The sequence below is a fragment of the Johannesbaptistia floridana genome (assembly GCF_057440575.1).
The window spans coordinates 1-24,296 of record NZ_JALKVM010000089.1; the positions used below are offsets into that span (position 1 = coordinate 1).

The window sequence follows — 24,296 nt, forward strand, 5'->3', positions numbered from 1 at the left end:
CAGTACCTAAATTAATTTGAGTCATAGCCCAATTAAGGGGTACTCGCTCTCTAGTTAATTCAGAAAGAGCATTTTGATAACAATTAATCGCCCTTTCCAGATTCTCTCTTTTTTCCCCTTCTATGCGGTCACTATAAGCTATACCTAAATTCATTTGAGTCATAGCCCATTGGAGAGGGTCTCGCTCTCTAGTCTTTTCACAAAGAGCATTTTGAAAACAATCAATCGCCCTTTCCAGATTCTCTCTTTTTTCTCCTTCTATTCGCTCTCTATAAACATTACCTAAATTGTTTTGAGTCATAGCCCAATATAGGGGTACTCGCTCTTGAGTCCATTGAGAAAGAGCATTTTGATAACAATTAATCGCCCTTTCCAGATTCTCTCTTTTTTCCCCTTCTATGCGGTAAAAATAAGCAAAACCTAAATTGTGTTGAGTTTTTGCCCAATCAAGGGGTACTCGCTCTTGAGTCCATTGAGAAAGAGCATTTTGAAAACAATGAATAGCGGTTTCCAGATTCTCTCTTTTTTCCCCTTCTATACGGTTACTATAAGCAAAACCTAAATTGTTTTGAGTCATAGCCCAATCTAGGGGTACTCGCTCTCTAGTCCATTGAGAAAGAGCATTTTGATAACAATCAATCGCCCTTTCCAAATTCTCTCTTTTTTCCCCTTCTATCCGCTCAATATAAGCATTACCTAAATTGTTTTGAGTCATAGCCCATTGGAGAGGGTCTCGCTCTCTAGTCTTTTCAGAAAGAGCATTTTGAAAACAATCAATCGCCCTTTCCAGATTCTCTCTTTTCTCCCCTTCTATACGGTCTCTATAAGCATTACCTAATGAATCTTGAATCATAGCCCATTGGAGAGGGTCTCGCTCTCTAGTCCATTCACAAAGAGCATTTTGAAAACAATCAATCGCTGTTTCCAGATTCTCTCTTTTTTCCCCTTCTATGCGGTAAGTATAAGCACTACCTAATGACTGTTGAGTCATAGCCCAATCAAGGGGGTCTCGCTCTCTAGTCCATTCACAAAGAGCATTTTGATAACAATGAATCGCCTTTTCCAGATTCTCTCTTGGCTCCCCTTCTATGCGCTCTCTATAAGCATTACCTAATGTATGTTGAATCATAGCCCAATATAGGGGTAATCGCTCTTGAGTCCATTCACAAAGAGCATTTTGATAACAATTAATCGCCCTTTCCAGATTCTCTCTTTTTTCCCCTTCTATGCGGTAAGTATAAGCACTACCTAATGACTGTTGAGTCATAGCCCAATCAAGGGGGTCTCGCTCTCTAGTCCATTCACAAAGAGCATTTTGATAACAATGAATCGCCTTTTCCAGATTCTCTCTTGGCTCCCCTTCTATGCGCTCTCTATAAGCATTACCTAATGTATGTTGAATCATAGCCCAATATAGGGGTAATCGCTCTTGAGTCCATTCACAAAGAGCATTTTGATAACAATTAATCGCCCTTTCCAGATTCTCTCTTTTTTCCCCTTCTATACGCTCTCTATAAGCATTACCTAATGACTGTTGAGTCTGTGCCCAACGTAAGGGGTCTCGCTCTCTAGTCCATTCACAAAGAGCATTTTGAAAACAATCAATCGCCCTTTCCAAATTCTCTCTTTTTTCCCCTTCTATACGCTCTCTATAAGCATTACCTAATGACTGTTGAGTCAGAGCCCAATCAAGGGGTACTCGCTCTCTAGTCCATTCAAAAAGAGCATTTTGAAAACAATCAATCGCCCTTTCCAGATTCTCTCTTTTCTCCCCTTCTATTCGCTCTCTATAAGCATTACCTAAATTGTATTGAACCATAGCCCAATCAAGGGGTACTCGCTCTTTATTCCATTCAGAAAGAGCATTTTGATAACAATGAATAGCGGTTTCTATATTCTCTCTTTTTTCCCCTTCTATACGCTGTGTATAAGCTATACCTAAATTCATTTGAGTCAGAGCCCAATCTAAGGGTACTTGCTCTCTGGTCCTTTCAAAAAGAGCATTTTGATAACAATTAATCGCCCTTTCCAGATTCTCTCTTTTTTCCCCTTTTATTCGCTGTGTATAAGCTATACCTAAATTGTGTTGAGTCATAGCCCAATCAAGGGGTACTCGCTCTCTAGTCCATTCAAAAAGAGCATTTTGATAACAATTAATAGCGGTTTCTAAATTCTCTCTTTTTTCCCCTTCTATGCGTTCATTATAAGCTATACCTAAATTATGTTGAGTATGTCCCCAATCAAGAGGTACTCGCTCTCTAGTCCTTTCAGAAAGAGCATTTTGATAACAATTAATAGCGGTTTCTAAATTCTCTCTTTTTTCCCCTTCTATGCGGAACATATAAGCAGCACCTAAATCGTGTTGAGTTGCTGCCCAATTTTCAGGGTAATTTTCCCGATTAAATACTCTTAAAACTAGTTGAAAACTGTTGAGGGCTATTTCTTTATTTTCCCTGGGATTCCCTAAGGGAAATTGAACAATTAAACCGCCAAATTTATAAATTAATCTTGCTAAACTTTCTTGCTCAGATGATGGAAGTTGAGTCATTCTATCTCTAGTCCATTCATTTAACCAGTGACGAAATCCTTCATTCAACAGATGTTGATTACTAGCTAGTAAAGAATAAACTTCTGTCTGATTTCCTTTAATCTTTGCTAATATTTGGTTCCAAAACTCTAAGTAATTATATTGTGTTGGTTCATTCATCTCTAAACTTCCTCTACTACTTCAATTTTTTGATAATAAGCAATCCAATCTTGTTCTGCCGTTAAATAATCCCACAATTGTCTAATCCTCTCTCTATCCCAAATAGATACGGATTCTTCTGTCGTAGGCTGTAGCCAGTTAAAATTCACAGAATTAGCTAAACTAATTCCTATAAATTCTTCTATACTAGGACTATCAAAATAAAATCCATGTCCCAATAAATTAGACCCAACTTGAGGCATCAATATGGTGTTGTTTGTGAAAAAATTATTTGGTGCTAGGGCTTGTGAAGGACAAAAAACATAACGGTAAATTTCATGATCTGGTGATTGACTGCGATTGAGTAAGATAAAATAGCGATCGCCACGATCTAAATTAATTTTGATTTCATAACGTTCACCCACCCTCAGAGAGAGAATTGATTGCTCCAAAATTGGTTTGAGTGTTGATCTTGTTATTGGTATAAATTCTAGCCAATTCTCTTTCTTGTAAGCTTTTTTGACTAATTTTTGCCAAAATTCATCTAAAACGCGATTTTCCCAATTAAATGGTTCTATAAAACTTGTTTGAAAAATAGCCGGTAACCCACTGACACCTGGTATTTGTCCATCCCAGCTATTTTCTTGGTCTTGAGGTTCATAATCGTCTACTAATCTAAACCGCGCTTCTTTTATCGCTAGATACAGAGGTTTACCTGCTGAAAAAGACTGGAGAAAATATTGTAAAAACCTCTGTGCTACTCTATCTGGTATAGGATTTCGCATGATAATAGTTTGAGGTAGGTTTAAATCAGCTAAGTCTTCAGCAAGTTTTAAGCCATCACAGGAGTTAAAAATGGCTAACTGTAAACCTGAGGCGATCGCTTGTCTCAACCCATGCCTTAAGTCATCGATGGTGAGATAGTCCACATCATTAATCATGAATATACCTCTTCTACCTCTACTATTACTATGACCTGCGAAAAAGAGAATGTCCCAAGGTTGTCCCCAAAGTTGTTCGCTGATTTCTTGTTGGTTAGGTTGTACTAAAAACCTTACCTCTGCATCGGGTAAATTTTGTAGAATTTGTTGGTCTGTTTGTATATTTATTCCTTGATCATTACCCAAAATTGCTAAGATGCGGATTCTTTCCCCAGTAGCAGAAGCTGGGACTAAGTTTAATTCCCTCATACAATCAAACGTACTCAAGCCCCATCCTACGTTATACCTAAGTTCTTCAAATATATCCCATACATCCCAAGGTAAACCGCGCAAAATTTCATCTTCAGTTTGAAAAATAACTCTAGTTTCTGAATGAGAATCAATGTTGGAGAGTATCTCTTGTCTGATAATTTGCCAAGATTCAGTATTCAACCATCTTTTCATACTTTCCCTTAGTATTTGATTATTTTTGGAACATATTTGCAGTAAATCAATAATATGTTGTTGGGAAAATTGGGTTATTTGTGCAGAAGAGGCTCCGATGCGTAAATCGTTATCTAGAAGACAGTAGTAATTTTTCCATTCTAGATAATTTTGCCTAACTTCCGGTGCTGGAGAAATACAAGTTGGATTTTGCTGCTGGTTTTGGTTTCCTCGAACTGAAATTGTGTAAGATATGGGTGAGTCTAAATCGCCATTAAGTTGTATAACTATGAATTGAGCCATGATTATCTGTAGTAGTGTGGGATATTTTGAGAAATTAGATGACAAAATCTTCTACTGTGATACAAACATCATCTAAAGTTATTTTAGCTTTAAAAATTTCTCCTGGTACTCCATATAAAGTTAACTGAATCCAATTATCTGCCTCTCTTGCGGATGTTTTCAAGGGGGTTTGTGATTCATCTAAGACAAAGTTTCCCTCTTCGTTTAAAACTGCCAGTGTGATTCCTGGTGGTAAAGTATCGGCATTTTGAGGGTATACTCGTAGACAAATATTGGTTTTTGAGGGTGTTTCTGGTATAGTAGCGACTATCAAGGCAACAGATTGTCCTTTGAGTCGCATTCCTAAATCAATGGATTTACCTTGTTTGAGAGCATCTTCAAAGTTAAAATCTCCCATCCGCAAACTACTTTGTGAATTACGAAAAGAAAATTGTAGTTGCCTTGGACTAATTAAGGCTTCTAAAGATTGCCATCCTTCGTTTAATAACCTATCAGCAAATAAACTTAAATTAATCAAAGACAATTCCATTGTTTTGATTAGAGTTTGAATTTGTGGTAGTTGATTTGGATATTCTTCAACACATATTTGTTGTAACCATTGGAAATGGGCGATCGCTTTTTCTTTGTTGCCTAGTTTGAGATAAACTTTACCCAATTGTATTTGAATATTTAAGAATTCTTCAGGAAAAGAATCTTGATTAAAAACTTCAGCGGCTTCTTGATAAGATTGAATAGCTGCTTCGGGATTTAAACTTTTCAGGTAGACATCACCTAAAAAATAATTAATTTGAGCCCATTGAAAAGGGTATTTCGACTCAGTATAAACTTCTTTAGCTACAGAGTAACTAAAAATAGCTTGCTCTAAATGTTCTATCTGAGAATAAGCTTTACCTAAAGATAATTGAATTTGCGCCCATTGATTAGAGAAATTCTCTTTATTAATATTAATCTGTAGATAATGATTTATTGCCGTTTCTGCTTCACCTTTTTGTAAATAAGCATCTCCTAAACTTTGTTGAATTTTTGCCCATTCTTGGGGATAATCATGCTGTGAAAAAAACGTTATTGCATCATTATAAGCAGTTATAGCTAATTTTAAATTAGCCTGTTTATCCCCTTTAATTCTGGCTAAATAAGCTTGACCTAAACTAAGCTTTAATTGGGCAAAAATAAGTTGAGAAGATAAAGATTTATCTAAAGCGAATTGCCAATAATGTATTGCTGTTTCTTGGTTTTCAGATTGATCACCCCGAATACGTTTAAAATAAGCCTGACCCAAATTATAGATGATTTGCACCCATTCAGATTGAGAGAGTTGAGGGTATTTTAAAGCTTCTAAATAAGTGGCGATCGCTTTTTCTTTATTTTCGGCTTTATTTCCTCTTTTTCTGTTTAAATAAAAATCACCTAATTGGGCTTGAATTTGATTCGGTTTCGGCAAATCTTTACCATTATTATCGCGATCATCATCATCTTTTGCATTTAATCTTTTCATAATTTCTTCTTTTGGTAATTGATAACCATTGGCAAGTAAAAAGTGACCAATTCTTGGCCATTCTTTGGAATTAGGGCTTCTTCTATTATTGTTTTGATTGTTCTCTATATTTTCTAAAATTTTTTGTAACTCATCTACATCCTCTACATCTTCAGGTTTTAATTCTCTTAAAAATTGAAGCATTAAATTAAATATTCCTCCGGCTTTGGAAATACTATTTTGAACAGTTCCTGTCTGTATCTTCGACAATTGTTCTTCAGTTAAATTATAATGTATATACATCTCTCTTGTCATACTTGCAGCCGACAAACCTCTCATTAATAAACCCAAATAAGCTTTCTCTCTGTCAGTAATACGTGCTTTTGGACTAGAATATTTTTGTTTATTGGCTTGTAAATCTTCAAAAAGTAAATCGGTGTCCAAAAATATAGTATTTTGTAGCATCAAACTTGCTTCTGCGGAAATTTTTTTATAATTTGGCATTTGACTAAATTCAATTCTGAAGTCTAATAGAAGTTTACATTTTGAGTCAAAGAATTTTGTAGATTTTCAAGTTGATTGTGGAAAAAAAGTATAAATAAACAGATTTAACCAGATCAAAACCTTGCATAATTATGTAGTAACATGTTTATGACTCAGGTAAATCAAGACAATTCTTAAATAACTCTATATTAAGATTACTGGAGTTTTTTCGAGAATTCTTCCAAGTATAGTTGGATCATTTTGTAGCTTTATAGCTTAAAATATATTACCAAAGTGCTGTAATAATAATGGTGATGGCTATAAATGAAGCAGTAGCTGCACTTTAAAAACCACTCTTGACTACTCCCACCGCTTTCCCTCCTTGCGTCGCTATAACACTATCCTTCATAAACTCATATCACTCGCACCAGAACTTATGTAGGGTCTGCTGAAAAAGTAAGTTTTGGTGAGAAGAAAGGCTCCGAGGCAGGAGGCAGAAGGCAGAAGGTAATAATGATTTATGAATTTTTTAGTAATTAAAGAAAAAAATGCACTCTTTTTAGCATAATACATTCCTCAACCTTGCACTTTTTTAAGTATAAAATCAGCTCAAATCTTTGTCCACTATAAGTTCTAGATTTATTCAGCAAGCCCTATGTACTAAATTAACCTCAGAAAAAGTTCATTTCTCTTTAGTCTAAGATCTTGCACTCGGTCAACCAATTTTTAAGCGTTGAGCATTAATTCTTTAACTCATTACTTCAAAACTTCAAGAATTCAAAACTTCAAAACTTATTACTCATTACTCATTACTCATTACTCAAAAGGGCGATCGCGCAGGAGAGCTCCCGTTTTTTTGAAAAGGCGATCTCGAAGAAATTCGCACCAAAGGCAGTGCGCTCATCCGATAATATTGTGATTATTCTGTAGTAGGGGCGCAAGGCTTGCGCCCATTTTTCGGCTTGCGCCCATTTTTCGGCTTGCGCCCACACCTTCTGCTTGCGCTAAAAATTCTAACACTCTAATTGGTTAACCAACCAGAGTGTAAAAAATATTAGAGAATTAACTTAACTACAATAACTCACTAGCCCGTTGAGATAAACTCTCAGAAGTCAAATTATTGTAACTCATCACTTGTCCAGCGCTAGAGGCAGTTTCTCCTCGTTTCCAACAGAAAACATCTCTAGGGGAAGAACTTCTAAGCATAACTGGTTCTAACATGGCACTAGACCCCCCAGTGACTCCAATCAAAGCATCGCCACCGAATAACTCAGTAAATCCTGAATCGTCTAAAAATTCACCATCAGCTTCACTACTTTGTGACCAAGCTACATCACTAGGACGATAGAGACGACGAGGGTTAATAATAGAAACGATACGGCTACCGATACCCTGACTACTTAACATAGCTGCTGCCTCAAATACAGGGATAAGAGTCATATCACCAATCACAGCAAAAACAACCTTTTGTTTACCGTCAGTCTCCTGTAAAACCACACCGCCTTGTTTTAACCCTAATTCTGTTTGTTCAAAAGTAGAGAGAATAGGTAAAGGGGACTTACTAGCAGTAATAGTAATTCCTTTGTTTTTGGCATTTACTGCCCAACGATAGCAAACTTGAATACTATTAGCATCACAGGGAAACAGAGGAAAAACATTACCATTACGCATCATCGCGGCAAAATAGTTCTCAATCTCAGGACGTTGGTGTGTCCAACCATTACGCCCTTGTTCTAATGCTCCCGCAGTAAATAAAGTGATAGTAGCAGGAGTTTTGCGTCTTAACTCAGCCATTGCTTGAGTTACTGTTTGCCAAATGGGTAAACCATTGATAGCAAAAGATTCATAAGAACACCAAAGACTACGCCCACCAAACAAAGCTTGACTTGCTGCTAATCCGGCACAGGCATCTTCACTCAAAGGCTCGTATACTTGGCCTTTGGGAGCTTGAAAATAGGTGTCATCGGTGGTGGGATGAATAATTTTTAAGGCGATATTGATATTGTTAATTCCTGAGGCGGCATTGCCATCAGCATTGGTAACCACAAAGTTGGGGTCTTGTTTTCCTACATGAGCAACTAATTCACCCATTGCAGTAGTTGCTATTTGTTTATCTCCACCCACAGGGAATTCTGTTAGGGGTAATTCTCCTAATTCTGGTAGGGGAATTTCTTTTTCTGTGACTACTTGAGTGGCTGCTGAACCACCAGATGAACGTTCAAAGTTAGTTCTTACTAATTCCCAGGCTTTTACTGGCAAGGCACGAGTTTTCAAAGCGCTAACAATCTCAGCATTATCGAGAGTATGATGAGCGTAGAGATTGTGTGATTTAGCCCCGCGAGCGTGTACTCCTGCGCCTTTGAGCTGTTTAACTATGAGTACAGTTAGTTTTCCACTGAAAGCTGATTCAGCGGCCTTTGCTGTTGCCTGGAGAACTGCTTGGGTAAATTCTAGACGTTTAGGGAAGGAAAATTTAGTACTATCTACATAGTCACCGGGTTGATTAGCATCATCAAAGTTTTTCGCATCGACTAATATAACTTCGGCAAAGCCGTTACCTTGCCAATAGTTAATCATTTCTTGGTTAGATTTAGTTGAGACCATGCTGTGATGTTCTTGACTAAATCCATTCCAAACTAAGATGGGTAAAAAGTTAGTTACTTCTGGATATGCCGTGTTAAAGTGGCCAAAGCTACTCATCACATAGGGTTCTCCTAAGCCGCCATCTCCGATAGTTACGGGAAATAGTTCCTCAGGATGAAGTTTAGCCCCTGCCATGGCAAAATGTTGACCTTGACCGAGAGGACCTGCGGGATTGAGTAAACCGGGAATCTGACCTGAGAGATGTCCTAGGAGTCCGTGCATTTCTCGGAAACGTTCTCCCATATCTTTGACATTGTTGATACCCATTTTTTCGAGGGAACGGTCTAAAAACATCGAACTATAGAACCCTGGAGCATGGTGGCCTACTTCGGTAAGTATATTTTTATATCCCAACATCACCAAAGAGGAAATCGCCTCAGCAATACTAGCGAATCCTCCTGGATGTCCTGAGGCTTTACTAGCTGTTGTTTGTAGAGTAAGATAGCGTAAAGCATCTGCTCCTAGTAAAGTTTGAAACACTGCTTCTGGGTCTTCTGGAGATTCAATTGCTACTTTTCCTGGTTTGATTGCTGCTTCATTGCCGTATTTCGTTAATTCTGGTATACTTTCGGCAAAGTATTGAATTCCTTCGCAAAAACCGGGAACTGCGCTCGCTACTGTCATTATTTTAAATCCCTATAAGAAACTGAAAATTAAATTGTTATTCTCATCTTACAGTAACTTTTACGCAAAACTTATTAAAGTAAATGATCTATTCGATAAGCTAGAATTAATTAACTATGGTTTATTTATTCATCAATTAGTCGTTTTCAATGGATATTAATTCAATTATCACAGGTTATGCCAATGGTTACTTCCTTATGGCAGGCGATGATGGAGGATTGGGTTGGTATTCCAGTCGAAATCGGACCATAATGCCTCTGGATAACAGATTCTGTTATCCTAAATCTCTTCGGAGAGCAATTAATCAAGAAAAATTTCAAACTGCTATTAATCGTGATTTTTTAGGAGTGTGTCATGGCTGTGCTAATCGCGAAACTACCTGGATTAGTCAAGAATTAATTGAGATTTATTGGCAGTTACATCAAGCCGGATGGGCCCATAGTTTTGAAACTTGGCAAGGTGATCAATTGGCTGGGGGAATTCTGGGAATCTCTATTCGCGGCGCTTTTATTGGTGAATCTATGTTTTATCAAATTCCTGAAGGATCTAAGGTGGCATTGGTGAAATTAGTGGAACATTTGCGCGATCGCCATTATCTTCTCTTTGATGTCCAAATGCAAAACCCTCATTTAGCAAGATTTGGCGCCTATACAATTGGTGATGTAGAATACCAAAATTTGTTAAACAAAGCTTTATCTGTTTCTTGTCTGTTTGAACTTGTCTAAATCTGAAAATTAGGTTACTCTTTTTAAAATAATACGAAAATTAACAAGACAATTTGTTATCAGTAATCAACTAAAAAAAAGGAGTATATTACCGTGAAAAATCGGGATTTTGTGCAAAAAAGAGAAATAACAGCAGAAAATCAAAGCCAAAATTACCAAGCAATAATTTATTTAGCTTTATCTCTCGGTGCGGCGAGCAGTTTACTACCTGAAGAAGCGATCGCCCTCAGTGTAAATAATTTAGATTCCCTAGACTCATCTGTTACCCAGATTTTAAATCCTGGATTTACTGATGACCCTCTTACCCAGTCAAATTCTACACCTAAACTGGTAGAACAAAACTCTTTAACTGGAAATATTCCTAATACTAACTTATTGACCAACCCTCAAGAGTCAAACTATCAAAAAGAATCTATAATTCCTCAAGTAAATATTACTAAAACGAAGTTAAACAAGACAACATTAATTAATTCACCAAACATACAAGCTTTAAATAAAAAACCTAAGCCCCTTTCAACCCCTGTATCTACGGATAATCACCTAACAAAAACATCTCTACAAGATTTATCAGTGGTAAACTTGACAAGGGGTCAAACTCAGGGAACACAATTAGTTCATACAGTAAAATCGGGAGAAACTGTTAACGCAATTGCCGCTAGTTATCAAATTCCTCCCTCTGTATTAGTCAAAGAAAACAAAATTGCTAATCCTGAGTTAATTCATGTTGATCAAAAATTAGTAATTCCTCCTCTCAACAAGCCCCAAAAAAATTCTACATCTACCCCTAACATTACTCCAAGCCCAAGAGGCGATCAATCTTTAGCTAAACTTAGAGCTGATGTTCTTAAAATGCAACAAGAATATCAACAACAAGAAGGTGAAGAGAATTCAGTAAAATTAGCGCCAAATATTCAACCTTCACCTCAGTTAATTAAGCTCAAAGATGATCTTTCTAGACTACGTCAAACTTACAGTGAGCAAGTGAGCAACACTGAAGAGTTAAATGAGTTACCTGAAGTAGTAAACCGTCCTCAATTAATTGAACCTGCTGACTTAAATAACGATTCTGAAATTACCAGAAATATAAACTATACGGAACAAGTGAGCAACACTGAAGAGTTAAATGAGTTACCTGAAGTAGTAAACCGTCCTCAATTAATTGAACCTGCTGACTTAAATAACGATTCTGAAATTAGCAAAAATACTGAGTCTAAAGTCAGTATGCGTCAACCAACTATTCCTGAGTTACCGCCTTTATCCCCACCAGAAGAATATCTACCAGAAGCTCCCGAAAAAACTAATTCTGGAACTTTTGACGGTTATATGTGGCCTGCCAAAGGAGTTTTTACTTCAGGATATGGATGGCGTTGGGGAAGAATGCATCAAGGAATCGATATCGCAGGACCAATTGGTACTCCAATTTTTGCAGCAGCCTCTGGAGAAGTAATTTATGCAGGCTGGAATTCTAGTGGCTTTGGCAATTTAGTCGAGATTAAACACCAAGATGGTAGCATAACAGTTTATGCACATAATAATCGAATTATCGTGCGTCGAGGACAAAGAGTAGAAAAAGGTCAACAGATTGCTGAGATGGGTAGTACAGGTTTTAGTACTGGACCTCATTTGCATTTTGAGATTCATCCTTTTCGCAAAGGACCAGTTAATCCTTTAGCTTATTTGCCCTAAATTTACTGGTTAGTTTAGAAGTTAGTGGTGTAGGTTTATTGACAAAAAGGTAAATTAATGACAACTTTAGAAGAAGACAAAGAAAAAGAGCGTATTTGCTCTGTGGCTAAGATTTTACAAGAAGCGGCAAAACCCCTGCGCATTTTAAAGGCGATCGCATGGTCACACCAAGTCAAAGAGGATTTTTTTGCTAACAAGGCCCAAGAATTACCAAAAGTTACTTATCCCAGTTTTGATCCTCAACCTAGCATTGAGTTATTAAGAGAAGCACGTCGTAATATATTTCCCACTTCCACTATTGACCTATGGTTGGAGCGTCAAGCAAATTGTCTTGAATGTGGAGCGCAAATGTTAGCCAATGTGGGAACACGTAGCTTTTTTTCTTATAGTTGTCAAGCGTATGGAGAACCAACGGCGTCCTTACGCTACGCTCAAAAAACACCTTTAGAACTAGCTCAAAGTATTAGGGAACATATTGAGCAACTTGACCAAATTAAAATGAATATTCCCTCTCCTGCTACTCATTCAGCTACTGAAGTAGCGCTTAATATTACTGAAGCAGTTAAAGCTTATTTGGGAGAAGATGCGCCCGAAGTAGTTATTGTGGATGAATTATCCGCTAATGCTTTAGCTACTTCAAAAGAAATTCGCTTGCGCAAAGATGCCAAATTTACCGATAAAGACTCGGCACAATTAATCAACCATGAGGCATTTATTCACGTTTTAACTTCAATCAATGGCAAAAAACAAACCTCATTGCCAATATTAGGAGAAGGTCATGTAGGTACAACTCGCACTCAAGAGGGGTTAGCTGTGTTTGCAGAAGTGATAAGTGGCACAATGGAACTTAATCGCTTTCAACGTTTAGCGGATCGAGTTTTTGCCATTCAAATGTGTATTGAAGGGGCAGATTTTTTAGAAGTTTATCGTTATTTTCTGGAAAGAACAGGACAACCAGATCAATCTTTTGAAAGTACGAGAAGGGTTTTTCGGGGAGGAGTAATTACAGGGGGTGCTCCCTTTACCAAAGATGTGGTTTATTTATTCGGTTTATTGCAGATTAGTAGCGTTATACGGGCTATTTTTATGGCAGGAAGAGCTGATTGTTTGCGATTGCTTTTTTGTGGGAAGTTAGATTGTTTTGATATTCCTGCTTTAGGGGAATTAACTGCTCTGGGATTGTGTAAATTGCCTCAATATTTACCTCCTTGGGTTATGGATCCTCGCTATTTACTAGCATTATTAACTTATTCAACTTTTATGAGTCAAGTGGACTTGGAAGCAACCACAGAAGTTGCTAAACGGTTTTTGGCGGATACTCCTATTATTGAATTTGACGAAGAAATTAGTCACAAACCCACCGTTAATTGCTGAGGCAATATAACGGGGCTTGATAAAAGCCCATAATGTGACCACCCTGTCAGGAGTTTGAGTCTCAAACCCTAAACTCCCGATTGTTATCGATTTTTTTTCTAAGTAAACAAATTTGACAAAAAGCTAAATGTTCTATTAAGTTAATATCTTGGGGATTGGCAATTAAAGCTTCTTGATAACAATGAATTGCTTCTGGGAAATTTTCTAACTGCTGATTGACTACTCCTTGTTGATACCAACACCAGTAATCATGAGGTTTGATTTTAATCGCTTCTTGATAACTTAATTTGGCTTGGTGAAGTTTACCCCACATGCGTAAAGCATCACCTCGGCGATACAAAGACCAATAATCATTAGGACGTAATTCTAAAGCTTGATTATAGCAGGCGATCGCTTTTTGATATAAATAGAGTAAACGCCAACACTCTCCTATTCTATATACACACCAATAATCATCATTTCTAACTTTTAAAGCTTGAATAAAGCAGTAAATTGCTTCTTGGTAGTTATGTAGTTTTTTTAGTTGAAGATATCCTTGATTGTACCAAGACCAATAATTACTTGGTTGAGATTCTGAAGCATGATGATAACTTTCTACAGCTTCTTGATATTTCTCTAAGTCTTCTAAAATTTGGCCGCGATCATACCATGACCAGTAATCAGTGGGATGATATTCTAGGGCTTTTTCGTAACTAAATAAAGCATCTCTATAGTAGCCATTCTTTTTTAATTGATTAGCTCGTTTATACCACTCTTGGTAGGAATTGGGCCGGCATTCAAGTATTCTCATATCTCTTAACTTAATATAAATTAGCCCCGTATTTTCCCTCGGGGCTATAGCTTAATTGTAGTTTAGGGTGCTTAATCTCAGGAAGTTTATGATTAGCTTGATCAAATAAATCCTACTCATAGAGCCATATTTGAGAGGTAGGTTTCCAACCTGTTAACTCTTCTGGTGTAAACCATAAACTAATTTCTTGTTGAGCTGTTTCTGGTGCGTCGGAACCATGAATTAAATTACGACCTATGTTAATTCCATAGTCTCCTCTAATTGTACCAGGTTCTGAATCAAGAGGTTTTGTGGCACCTATTAGCTTACGCGCCGCGGCAATTGCTTGGTCTCCTTCCCATACCATCGCTACCACTGGAGATGAGGTGATAAATTCTACTAAACCCGAGAAAAATGGTCTATCTTTATGTACCTCATAGTGTTTTTCCGCTAATTCTTGAGAAGGTTTTAGCATTTTCAGTCCTACTAAGGTAAATCCTTTGTTCTCAAAGCGTCTGATGATTTCACCTACTAGATTGCGTTGTACGCCATCAGGCTTGATCATAATAAATGTGCGTTCCATGTTTATACGTCCTATTGTAACGGTTTGTTAACAACTAAACTGAATTCTATCAAAAATAGGACCACTGACTATATGGAATTGGGTAAATTAGCTAACATTTTTGTCGCTCAATCTACCCTTCTCTAGAAAATATCTATCTCTACCCAGTTACATCACTTTTTTTGACAAGATGTGCTTCTAAGAACCACAGACGCTTATCAATTGTACGAGAAATTTCTGTATAGAGGTCTGCTGTATCGGCATCTCCTTCTGAGTCGGTTTGCTCAATTGCTTCTCTCAGATGAGCTGCATAGGTAGCAAAGCGATCGCTCAACGCTTCTAGGTGTTCTTGACCTTCCACTGCTTCTAGGGGGTATTCTGGTAACAATGAGTTAGCTGCGGCTATGCGTGTTGTCCCCATGGCTGTAGCGCCTAAAGCAGTAATTCTTTCTGCAACCATGTCTACATACTCTTCTAATTCTGAAGCTATTTCATCGAATAATTCGTGTAGAGAATAAAAATTCATCCCCTTTACATTCCAATGAGCTTGTTTTGTTTGAGTTTTCAGATCTAGAGTGGTTGCTAGGGTTTTACTTAAGATTTCTACTACTTTAGTTCGGGTATCTATAGATAAGTCTATACGACTTGGATAAAAGGGAACTCGCGTATTTGGTTTAATTGTTACTGAAGTCATAGTTATTGCTCTCCAATATATAGATGGTTGTTTTTATTTATCTAATTTTAGATTGTTTGACACAATTAATCTGTCTTCAGATAATCATACTCATAATGACTTCGACTTGTCAACTAAAAAAAAGAGATTTATCTAAACTCAGACCTTGCATCTTTATCCAAAGTTACTTGTGGATGAATAATGGGTTTTGATGCTTTGGTGTGAGATGAGGAAGAAGACACTGGAATTGGCATTGCACCTACCGAACAAACTCATATTTTTGAAAGATTTTACCGACTTGACAACGCTCGCACTCGCCAAACAGGGGGTACAGGGCTTGGATTAGCGATCGCACAAGCAATATGTCATTCTCATCAAGGTCATCTGACTGTTAACAGTCAAGTTGGTCAAGGAAGTCTATTTACCATCTATTTAAACAAAATTTAGACAAAATAGCCGCTCTTATCCCTTGACACTTCAATCATAATCAATTTCTTGGCTTTAAGTATAAGATAGAAAAGCACCAGTAGGTATAATTTATGTATTTTTACATAATTAAAAACCCCAACAAGCTTTTTTTACGCATAAAACATAAAAAATCTGGTACTTTTTACCTGCTTCTAACCCCAGACTTACAGAGGCCGATAAACTTGATAATTGAGATTGGGGAAAATATTATCAATCATTTCCACTTTTTCCAGCCAACCCGAATCAATTTTACCAATCTTGAGGTCTTCATAAAGTTTATTAAAACGCATCAAATGAGAGCGAGTTCTGCGCACCGCATAGGGTACCATAGTTCCCGTGCGCATAATAAATGCCCAGTCTGAAGATTGTGCCAATAACAACTCGCGGGAAGCTTGATTAAGAGCTCGCAATTCCAACTCATCTTTCGGTTCCATTGTACTAATTTCAATCATTCTTTCTGCCGCTTTGTGCAAATGGGGATAAACCCAGGCATTAGTTTCATTCAACCAATATTCATGGAAACCTTTGTAACCCCAACTAGATTGAGAAGGACAACAAACCTGTTGTGTAGGATGTTTTTGCAAATATTCAGCCAAGTGAGTCATATCATACATATTTTGGTCATACCAAGATTTACGGAAGAGATAATCAATAAACCAAGGACCCTCATACCACCAATGACCAAATAACTCAGCATCATAGGGGGAAACAATAATCGGTGGACGTTGTAATAAATGACTCAAATGCTCTACTTGTCGTTCCCGATTATACATAAAATTAGCTGCATGTTCAGCAGATTTTTCCCTCGCCCAATAGGGATCATATAAACCTTTGTCCGATAAACCTGCATCCCGACTAGTAATCTTATGATACTTAATTCCGGTATTCTTGCGTTGACCATTCGGCATTATATAAGGTTTGATATACTCATAATCAGCCTCCCAGCCTAAATCTTTATAAAACTCTCTGTATACTGGATCTCCAGGATAACCTACTTGAGAAGACCATACCTGTTGAGAAGACTCATGGTCTCGACCAAAAACAGCTACCCCTGTTTCTGTAAAAATTGGTGCGTATGTACCAAAGCGTGGACGAGGGCGTGCGTAAAGAATACCGTGACCATCTGTGAGAAAATAACGCAATCCCACATCTGCGATCATTCTCTCTAAGCCTTCGTAATAGGCGCACTCTGGTAACCAAATACCTTTAGGAGGACGACCGAAGGTATCTTCGTAATGTTCACAAGCCACCTTCAGTTGAGCCCAAACTGCTTGAGGATAGGTTTTCATCAAGGGTAAATAACCATGGGTAGCACCACAAGTAATAATTTCTAGATTACCACTATCTAGATACTGTTTAAAAGCGCTGACTAAATCTCCCTTCCAGTTTTCCCACGTGTTACGAATTTTATTGAACTCTTGACCATAAAACTCAGCTAAGTATCGAATGTGACCATTATGTTCATTGTGATCTATTTCCTTTTCAACTAGTTCTTCTAGCAAAGCTAGATGTTCATCATAACGTTCCTGAAGTAGAGGGTCTCTGAGCATGGATACCAATGGTGGGGTCATACTCATAGTTATTTTGAAATCAATTCCGTCTCGTTTTAAACCTTCAAAAACGTGTAATAAAGGAATGTAGGTTTCTGTAATTGCCTCAAACAACCATTCTTCTTCTAAAACATAATCGCTTTCTGGATGTCTCACAAAAGGCAAATGAGCGTGGAGAACGAGAGCTACATATCCACTAACCATAATATTTTTTAAAGTTTCCCTAACTAATTTTACACCATCTTAAGATTTTACTGCTAAGAGGTAATTTAAACCATACTAATCGCGCCTCCACAGCACCATAACTAGCAGGAGAAGCAACAGGATTTATTTTATTATATACAAATTTTCTGGATTATTTGCACATCGATGTACAAAAAAAGCGCAATCAAAACTTCATGATAAAATAAAATTAATAAAATATTTCTTAAATAATCTCTATATCGGGAAGTAAAATCTCACTCATTGTGATCAAACCTCAAAGTCATTCAGATAATTTTCATCCCTCTCAATCGAGTCTTGTGCCTCTACAACTACTGCTGTTTGTAGATGAACGCTCTAGTTCTCAAGAAAATGTGCGTAGTGTTCAAGAATATCTTCAAGAATTAAAAGCTGATTACCCTTTTGAGTTAGAAGTAATTGAAATCGCCAAACAACCTCATTTAGTAGAACATTTTCGCTTGATTGCTACTCCTGCTTTGGTTAAAATTTTTCCTGAACCGAAACACACCCTAGCAGGGAGTAATGTATTAACTCAACTAAAAAAATGGTGGCCCTATTGGAAACCCTCTCAACAGGAACAAATCGATGGCCAAGCTGACTATATTACTTCCCCAAAAAATCCCTGGAGTCACTCAGCAGAATTAATGGAACTTGCCGACGAAGTTTTCTGTCTCAAGAAAGAAAAAGAAGAATTATTAGACCAACTTCGCTTCAAAGACCAAATTTTAGCCATGTTAGCCCATGATCTAAGAAATCCCCTTACCGCAGCTTCCATCGCCGTAGAAACTTTAGAATTAGCCTGCAACTGCAACGATGAAAATCAACGTAATCTCGCCCTGAGAGATAATCTCTATAGACAGATTAAACAACAATTTAAAATCATGAACCACATGATTACAGGTTTGTTACAAACCTCAAAAAGCATGAGTAGTCGTTTACGAATCCAACCCCAAGAACTTTCCCTTAATTCTCTAGCGGCAGAAATTCTCAATCAGTTTATGTCTCGATTTACAGAAAAAAACTTACAATTAATCGAAGATATCCCCCAAGATATCCCTACAGTATACGCAGACCGAGAATTAATTCGTCAAGTAATTGTCAATCTCTTAGATAATGCTATTAAATATACACCAGCTTCTGGCAATATAAGTTTTTCTATTTTACACAGAACTACCCAAAAAGTACAAGTTAGTGTAGCTGATACGGGACCGGGTATTCCTGAAGAAAAGCGGGAAAACATTTTTGAAGGTCATGTACGTTTACAGCGGGACGAACTAAAAGAGGGATATGGTTTAGGTTTATATTTATGTCGTAAAATTATTCGTGCTCACTATGGGAATATTTGGGTAGATAGTATTCCTAATCAAGGTAGTTGTTTTCATTTCACTTTACCTGTTTATCGTTAAAGTATAGCACCATAATTATTGTAGGAAACAAGGATAAATCTATGCTTAGCTTATTGTGGTAATAAGTAGAAAACCTCAATTTACGATTTTGAAGTTTTCTCGAGTAAAAATTATCCTTGTATTTTATGTTGTAATTAACCTTTTTTCATTTTCAAAAATTTGAACTGTTTAGATAAATAATCTAAATCAGGGGTTTTTTCCCCATAGCGCCAGGAGACATAAGCTTGAGTAATTTCGTCAATTACTTCAGCTCGCCACTTTTGCTGATGTTGATAGGCACTAGTAACATATTCCCAAGGAGTTTGAGCTGGATGTTTAGGATAGCCGCGCTCTTTTAACATTAAAAGCATCCGTTGATAAAGTCTTTCCATTGGTGGTAATTTATCAAAATGTCGGCGTTTAGTTAAGTTTTGCCATTGACTAAATCCTATCCAAACCAAAAAACTAATTACTACTAAAGACAAAGTACCTAACAAAAAGCCAATAAAACTTCCAGAAAATAAACGCCAAAACCAGATGGCGAACTTAGACAGATTAGTAAATATTAATTCAAAGAGATTTTGAAAAAAAGCTACTATTGGTGAAGGTAACCATCCGGCAACCCAACGCCAGATATATCCTAAGATTCCTAAGCCTTGATTTTGTTCAAAGGATGGAGGAATTAGCTCGTGTTTTGGGATAGGGTCAAATGTAAACCAACCACCATGAGCAAAATAGACTTCCGTTAAAGCATAGGCATCTGTATTATAAACTAAGTAGTAACCAGTGAAGGGATTAAATTGTCCAGGAGCAAAACCTACAGTTAATCTAGCAGGAATATCTATGGAGCGTAACATCACAGTTAAAACAGTAGAGAAATGATCTCGATATCCTCCTTTGTAACGATATAAAAAAGCTTCAACTAAATCTTCATTATCTTCAAAAGAAGGTAAATCTGTTTGGATGGTGTAGTTTTGTTTCAAAGTTTGCCCTAAAAATAAAGCCTTCTCATAGGCAGAAGTTAGAGGTTTCTCTGATTTACTCAAGATTGAAAGAGTAGTTGCTTTAACTTTGGATTTAATTTCTGGCGGGATTTGTAAATAGTATTTAGTGATTTCTGGGGCATATTTTTCCGGACTTTTTCCCAAAGCAGTGCGATCGCGATAAGGCACCTCTGAGATAATCGTATATGTTAAACCCTTCATTAAGTAAAAAGGCGATCGCAAGCTATCTTCGCTATCCATGGCGATATTCCGAGTCGGGAAAAATACATAACGAGGGTAAGAGAGAACCGGAATAATATTAGGTAAATCAGAAACTATGCTATAGGTTTGAACAATATCTTTAGTTTCCCTAACATCAGATCTAATTGGTAAAGAAAAACGATAAGACCAATGATGACGAGGAATTGTTGTGGTTTTTTGCTCTCGGGAAATTTCCCACCCTTGACCATTATAGTAATCAAAGGCCAACATTCTCCAAAAACCGGGAGCTTGAGAGCGGACACGCATCACTAATTTCGGCTCCATCGTCCCGCGCAGATTCTGATTAATACTATTACCAAATCCGTAATAATTTTCCGAATCCATCTTTCCTGGTCCTTTTGATGGTGACCCCTCATTATTACTTTGTCCTATTCCATTTCCTTCCCCTTCTTCTAGATATCCTGGCGTAATTATTGCTGAATTTTGCTCACCGAAATCTCGATCCTGAAGCTTTGCTGGAGCATCTACCGGAAAACTACGCAATTGGTAGCCAGAAAAGCGCGGCATCACCGCGAAAATCACTAAACCGAGACAAACAATACCTAAGACTAAATAAATAAACTGTCGCGGCTGAAAACCCAGTTCAAATAGTAATCTTTTGCGAAAGGATTGAGGAGATTTTGATAATCTTGAAGATGATGATGCTGATTTTTCTGGGTTAATTCTTAAACGGGAATGGTAATCTAAAGTCAGGGTAGGTATGGCCACGATCAAGAACATCAATAACAAAGGAGCAAAAGTTAAACTTTGGGAAACTGTTCCTGCAACTCCTAACAGAATTAAACCAATGACCATAGAGTAACCTAGATCTTTGCGTCTAGGCATATCAAAGCTATGTAATATTTGTACTTGAACTAGTAATTCAGCAAGGACGAATCTAGTGTCGTTTAAGTTATACCATAATTTTGCTAAAAAAATAAACAAAGCCAAAATCATTCCCATGGCTAAGAGAAATTTAGTGAGAATATTACGCCGATGACGACGACGCCAACTCCAAAAAGCACCAACCATACTCAGAGGAACAGCCCAAATACTCATATAACTACCGGCTGCTATGTCCACAGAGATGATGCCAAGAGTCACTAAAACTAGTACAAAACAGCGAAACATTAAGGAATCCTCTGTTTGAGGTAATGGTAAATCCCCAAAACGCTGCCATAATTTCTTGAATGAAAAAATATCTTTAGTTAAAGTAGTGTTACTCATGATTTATATATAACAAAGCCTAATTAAAGTGTTCCCAAAATTATGGAACTACTAACTAAAATCAGGGAAATATCCCAAGATGTTAAAATTTAATTAGTCTTCAGTATCAAACTTTAAAATATCAATGAGTTCTATAGTCGTAGAAAAACAAAAACTAGCTAAACCACCTTTAGAAATCCACTACCTAGGCGATCGCGCTTTACGAAGCAACACTAAACGCATCGCTAAAGTAGACCAAGAAACCAGAAAGTTAGCACAACTTATGCTGCAAACTATGTATACTGCTAATGGAATCGGTTTAGCCGCTCCTCAAGTAGCAGTAAATAAACAAATGATTGTGGTAGATTGTGAACCCGATAACGCTGCTAATCCCCCAGTGATTTTAATCAACCCTAAAATTACCAGTTATAGTAAAGACACTTGTCCTTTTGAAGAAGGTTGTCTGAGTATACCTGGTGTCTATATGGAAGTAATGCGCCCTTCTATGATAGAAGTATCTTTTAAAGATGAAACTGGTCGTCCTCGCAAAATTCAAGCAGATGGATTATTATCTCGGGTTATTCAACACGAAATGGATCACCTTCATGGTGTTTTATTTGTAGACAGAGTAACTAATCCTCTAGCTTTAACGGAAGAGTTAAAAAAACATGGCTTCTCCACTCAAGCAGTACAACCATTGCATCAGTAATTTAAATTTAGTTAGGAGTATAAAATTAATGGGAATGACCCCAAAAAGTAGTGTGCTACTTCTTGCCTCTTGTGTAGCGGCGATCGCCGCTGTTGGTTGTGTTTTTGAGTTGAGTTCTGGTAATCCTGACTTAGGACAATTGAAGACTAGTTTAATTCTAGCTGTTTCTATTCCCTTAACTGGTCTCTTTTTCTGGGCCGCTGTCTTAGATACTAGGGCTCATCAAAAGTAACTTCGCTATCATCAGGGTAAACCGGGAAATTTTGGCTGGGGAGGTTTTAAACATTTTGGTGAAGATGAGACTTCGGGAGGAACGAGTACAAGGAGACCAATACATACTACAAAAGAAATAAGTGTGTTTTTAGAGTCCTGTACTATTAAATTAGTTATGCCTCAATAGTCCACTTTCCCTCCTTGTCTTCCGAGTTTCAACCTCACCATAACTTTTGTAAAAAACCTACCCCTCCTGAAACCTCATCTCAACTAGCTTGTCCCACCTTAAGTTTATGTATCACCACTCAAACCACGAAAGATTCAGACATTTTTTCTAATTACTTATAATTATTTAGTTTTTTTATACTCCCTACTAAAGAGCGATCGCTCTTATTTATTTGTTATAGTTTTCTTAGAAAGTGTTTGTATTTATAAACAGACAGATTAGATTAACTATGTCAAAAACTGTACCATGTATTCATCTGACTCGACAAGTAACTTTTGATGAATTGATTTACCATTTAGAAATTGAGAAGAATCAAAATAATATATTTGAAACTCAATTAGGAGATTTAGTGCTTTATTGTTACACTAACTATTGTGTTTAATTTATTTCAACGTCGAAAAAAAGGAAAAGATTGGCATAAAATTCCCAAAACTAGAATGAGTTTATTTAAAAAATTTCGCCCAGATAATGATCAATCTAATTATTAGTTCCAAAGGTTTTGAACATTTTTAACTTGAAAGTCATTAAAAAAAACCTGACAAGGTGACACCTGACACCTAACACCTATCCTCACTTCAACCTGCTTGTCACCCCGTCAGCTACTTGAACTTCTCAGCTTTTTTCCCTTGGTATTGCATTCTTCATGAGTAAATAGTTAATAACTGTACGTACAGCAATAATAGCCGCTAAACGGGCAATATCATCCCAGCGACTAGAAAACATTGTTTTGAGGATAGTACCACCAACTAGTACACTCAACCGCTTCTAAAAATCTACTCAAATTTACTCAAACAGCAAAATAAGACAGAAAAAAGTCAGCGGTATATCTTTTGCCATGTAAAGTGTTTTTATTCCTTGCTAATTACTCGGTACTCTGTATCACTGACACAGACTCAATAATTGGCTTAACCTTACATGCCCAGTTAGGGTAAACTTCGATACGATAAAAGGTATTCCTATTTATGTATCCAAGTTCAGCTTTAAATAATTTATTCAGTTTATAATACGCGCGCCATAGATGTGCTCTATCTTTCACAGATAAAGCAGTCTTGATGGTCTGCGGTAATCTTTCACTTAATCTCATCCCTCTTCTCCCAATCACCATAGCTGCCGCTACACCACTATTCAATCCGTACATTCTCATATATTTAACCATCCCAATCAAAGAAGTGTATTGAGGGGCTACTTTTTTTATTTCTACACCTCTATTAGCGGCAATAGAGGCTAAAATCTTAAAAAACGAGTTATATCCCCAACTACTCAACATCCGACTATATTTCTTGTTAGTCTCTCTTAAAGATTGTTTTTTACGAGAAAAGTCTAATTTTTCGTGAACAATTGGCTTTCTCGTTTTTAGGGATAAATCCACTAGAAATAATGATGCTTTGACAAATTGCGCTTGTGTCTTACCTTTACTAGAATTACTTTGTAATGAAATAGACCCATGTTTAACTAAATTACCATCAAAATCTAATTCAGCCCAATCAATAGATGATGGATTTAAGTCTAAACTAATTACTCCTAAATTGGCAGTATTAGTCTCAACAGGAATTGTGGTTGGGGTGAATTGGACACAAGCATTCCACTGGTTATTTTTTTGATAAAAATGCCAGGTTTTGGCGCCAGTAATTGGTAATCTATTTATATTTCTCTCAAAATCACCTAATTTAGTTGTTACGTATAAGCCAAATTTATCTTCAAGAATTG

The 24,296-nt window shown here is 37.0% G+C and carries 20 protein-coding genes; 8 read left to right on the forward strand and 12 right to left on the reverse strand.

Going from position 1 to position 24,296, the window contains the following annotated elements:
* The 5 genes from MW688_RS06250 to MW688_RS06270 form a co-directional block, all read right to left on the reverse strand.
* On the reverse strand, positions 1 to 2,707 hold a 2,707-nt coding region (locus MW688_RS06250), incomplete at its 3' end, for a tetratricopeptide repeat protein (RefSeq protein WP_486735077.1).
* 2 nt (positions 2,708 to 2,709) lie between these two features.
* On the reverse strand, positions 2,710 to 4,353 hold the full coding sequence (locus MW688_RS06255) for a CHAT domain-containing protein (protein ID WP_486735078.1): 1,644 nt from the start codon (positions 4,351 to 4,353) through the stop codon (positions 2,710 to 2,712).
* 34 nt (positions 4,354 to 4,387) lie between these two features.
* Complete coding sequence (locus MW688_RS06260; protein WP_486735079.1) at positions 4,388 to 6,331, reverse strand: DUF1822 family protein; 1,944 nt, start codon at positions 6,329 to 6,331, stop codon at positions 4,388 to 4,390.
* Between the two features lie 788 nt (positions 6,332 to 7,119).
* Positions 7,120 to 7,302, reverse strand: coding sequence for a hypothetical protein (locus MW688_RS06265; protein ID WP_486735080.1), 183 nt, complete (start codon positions 7,300 to 7,302; stop codon positions 7,120 to 7,122).
* Positions 7,303 to 7,381: 79 nt separating this feature from the next.
* Positions 7,382 to 9,577 (reverse strand): phosphoketolase family protein, encoded by a 2,196-nt coding sequence (locus MW688_RS06270; RefSeq protein WP_486735081.1) that lies wholly within the window; start codon positions 9,575 to 9,577, stop codon positions 7,382 to 7,384.
* A 149-nt stretch (positions 9,578 to 9,726) separates the two neighbouring features.
* Here MW688_RS06270 and aat point away from each other — a divergent pair, with 149 nt between their 5' ends.
* From aat to MW688_RS06285, 3 genes are all read left to right on the forward strand, one after another.
* Positions 9,727 to 10,302, forward strand: coding sequence for a leucyl/phenylalanyl-tRNA--protein transferase (aat, locus tag MW688_RS06275; protein WP_486735082.1), 576 nt, complete (start codon positions 9,727 to 9,729; stop codon positions 10,300 to 10,302).
* 93 nt (positions 10,303 to 10,395) lie between these two features.
* Complete coding sequence (locus MW688_RS06280) at positions 10,396 to 11,988, forward strand: peptidoglycan DD-metalloendopeptidase family protein (RefSeq protein ID WP_486735083.1); 1,593 nt, start codon at positions 10,396 to 10,398, stop codon at positions 11,986 to 11,988.
* 57 nt (positions 11,989 to 12,045) lie between these two features.
* Positions 12,046 to 13,362, forward strand: coding sequence for a peptidase MATCAP family protein (locus MW688_RS06285; RefSeq protein ID WP_486735084.1), 1,317 nt, complete (start codon positions 12,046 to 12,048; stop codon positions 13,360 to 13,362).
* A gap of 61 nt (positions 13,363 to 13,423) precedes the next feature.
* Here the strand turns inward: MW688_RS06285 and MW688_RS06290 are convergent, their stop codons facing one another.
* The 3 genes from MW688_RS06290 to dps form a co-directional block, all read right to left on the reverse strand.
* Positions 13,424 to 14,152 (reverse strand): tetratricopeptide repeat protein, encoded by a 729-nt coding sequence (locus MW688_RS06290; protein ID WP_486735085.1) that lies wholly within the window; start codon positions 14,150 to 14,152, stop codon positions 13,424 to 13,426.
* A gap of 112 nt (positions 14,153 to 14,264) precedes the next feature.
* Entirely contained in the window at positions 14,265 to 14,714 is a 450-nt protein-coding gene (ndk, locus tag MW688_RS06295) for a nucleoside-diphosphate kinase (RefSeq protein ID WP_486735086.1), read from the reverse strand.
* 139 nt (positions 14,715 to 14,853) lie between these two features.
* Positions 14,854 to 15,387, reverse strand: a complete 534-nt coding sequence (gene dps / locus MW688_RS06300; protein ID WP_486735087.1) for a DNA starvation/stationary phase protection protein Dps — start codon at positions 15,385 to 15,387, stop codon at positions 14,854 to 14,856.
* A gap of 225 nt (positions 15,388 to 15,612) precedes the next feature.
* On the opposite strand from dps, the gene MW688_RS06305 reads away from it, so the two are divergent.
* Positions 15,613 to 15,813, forward strand: a complete 201-nt coding sequence (locus MW688_RS06305; protein ID WP_486735096.1) for an ATP-binding protein — start codon at positions 15,613 to 15,615, stop codon at positions 15,811 to 15,813.
* Between the two features lie 185 nt (positions 15,814 to 15,998).
* On the opposite strand, the gene MW688_RS06310 is transcribed toward MW688_RS06305, so the two are convergent.
* Positions 15,999 to 17,588 (reverse strand): glycoside hydrolase family 57 protein, encoded by a 1,590-nt coding sequence (locus MW688_RS06310; RefSeq protein ID WP_486735088.1) that lies wholly within the window; start codon positions 17,586 to 17,588, stop codon positions 15,999 to 16,001.
* 263 nt (positions 17,589 to 17,851) lie between these two features.
* On the opposite strand from MW688_RS06310, the gene MW688_RS06315 reads away from it, so the two are divergent.
* Positions 17,852 to 19,012, forward strand: coding sequence for a histidine kinase (locus MW688_RS06315; RefSeq protein ID WP_486735089.1), 1,161 nt, complete (start codon positions 17,852 to 17,854; stop codon positions 19,010 to 19,012).
* A 134-nt stretch (positions 19,013 to 19,146) separates the two neighbouring features.
* Here the strand turns inward: MW688_RS06315 and MW688_RS06320 are convergent, their stop codons facing one another.
* Positions 19,147 to 21,462, reverse strand: coding sequence for a transglutaminase TgpA family protein (locus MW688_RS06320; protein ID WP_486735090.1), 2,316 nt, complete (start codon positions 21,460 to 21,462; stop codon positions 19,147 to 19,149).
* A 124-nt stretch (positions 21,463 to 21,586) separates the two neighbouring features.
* Between MW688_RS06320 and def the strand changes: the two genes are divergently transcribed.
* The 3 genes from def (at position 21,587) to MW688_RS06335 (ending at position 22,971) form a co-directional block, all read left to right on the forward strand.
* Positions 21,587 to 22,150, forward strand: coding sequence for a peptide deformylase (def, locus tag MW688_RS06325; protein ID WP_486735091.1), 564 nt, complete (start codon positions 21,587 to 21,589; stop codon positions 22,148 to 22,150).
* 34 nt (positions 22,151 to 22,184) lie between these two features.
* Positions 22,185 to 22,382 carry a hypothetical protein gene (locus MW688_RS06330; RefSeq protein WP_486735097.1) on the forward strand — a complete coding sequence of 66 codons (198 nt, stop codon included), beginning with the start codon at positions 22,185 to 22,187 and terminating at the stop codon, positions 22,380 to 22,382.
* 436 nt (positions 22,383 to 22,818) lie between these two features.
* A complete protein-coding gene (locus MW688_RS06335) occupies positions 22,819 to 22,971 on the forward strand; it encodes a hypothetical protein (protein ID WP_486735092.1) in 153 nt (50 codons plus the stop codon).
* 230 nt (positions 22,972 to 23,201) lie between these two features.
* Here the strand turns inward: MW688_RS06335 and MW688_RS06340 are convergent, their stop codons facing one another.
* Positions 23,202 to 23,348: a DUF1622 domain-containing protein gene (locus tag MW688_RS06340; protein WP_486735093.1), complete on the reverse strand. Its 147-nt coding sequence runs from the start codon at positions 23,346 to 23,348 to the stop codon at positions 23,202 to 23,204.
* A 103-nt stretch (positions 23,349 to 23,451) separates the two neighbouring features.
* The coding region (locus MW688_RS06345; RefSeq protein ID WP_486735095.1) for an IS200/IS605 family accessory protein TnpB-related protein at positions 23,452 to 24,296 on the reverse strand (845 nt) is incomplete at its 5' end.

What these genes read in the sequence shown, in the direction of transcription:
- dps (WP_486735087.1), bottom strand. Translation starts at nt 15,387, where the DNA reads ATGACTTCAGTAACAATTAAACCAAATACGCGAGTTCCCTTTTATCCA.
- MW688_RS06285 (WP_486735084.1), top strand. Translation starts at nt 12,046, where the DNA reads ATGACAACTTTAGAAGAAGACAAAGAAAAAGAGCGTATTTGCTCTGTG.
- MW688_RS06310 (WP_486735088.1), bottom strand. Translation starts at nt 17,588, where the DNA reads ATGGTTAGTGGATATGTAGCTCTCGTTCTCCACGCTCATTTGCCTTTT.
- MW688_RS06320 (WP_486735090.1), bottom strand. Translation starts at nt 21,462, where the DNA reads ATGAGTAACACTACTTTAACTAAAGATATTTTTTCATTCAAGAAATTA.
- MW688_RS06330 (WP_486735097.1), top strand. Translation starts at nt 22,185, where the DNA reads ATGACCCCAAAAAGTAGTGTGCTACTTCTTGCCTCTTGTGTAGCGGCG.
- ndk (WP_486735086.1), bottom strand. Translation starts at nt 14,714, where the DNA reads ATGGAACGCACATTTATTATGATCAAGCCTGATGGCGTACAACGCAAT.
- MW688_RS06290 (WP_486735085.1), bottom strand. Translation starts at nt 14,152, where the DNA reads ATGAGAATACTTGAATGCCGGCCCAATTCCTACCAAGAGTGGTATAAA.
- MW688_RS06260 (WP_486735079.1), bottom strand. Translation starts at nt 6,331, where the DNA reads ATGCCAAATTATAAAAAAATTTCCGCAGAAGCAAGTTTGATGCTACAA.
- MW688_RS06335 (WP_486735092.1), top strand. Translation starts at nt 22,819, where the DNA reads ATGTCAAAAACTGTACCATGTATTCATCTGACTCGACAAGTAACTTTT.
- aat (WP_486735082.1), top strand. Translation starts at nt 9,727, where the DNA reads ATGGATATTAATTCAATTATCACAGGTTATGCCAATGGTTACTTCCTT.
- def (WP_486735091.1), top strand. Translation starts at nt 21,587, where the DNA reads ATGAGTTCTATAGTCGTAGAAAAACAAAAACTAGCTAAACCACCTTTA.
- MW688_RS06270 (WP_486735081.1), bottom strand. Translation starts at nt 9,577, where the DNA reads ATGACAGTAGCGAGCGCAGTTCCCGGTTTTTGCGAAGGAATTCAATAC.
- MW688_RS06255 (WP_486735078.1), bottom strand. Translation starts at nt 4,353, where the DNA reads ATGGCTCAATTCATAGTTATACAACTTAATGGCGATTTAGACTCACCC.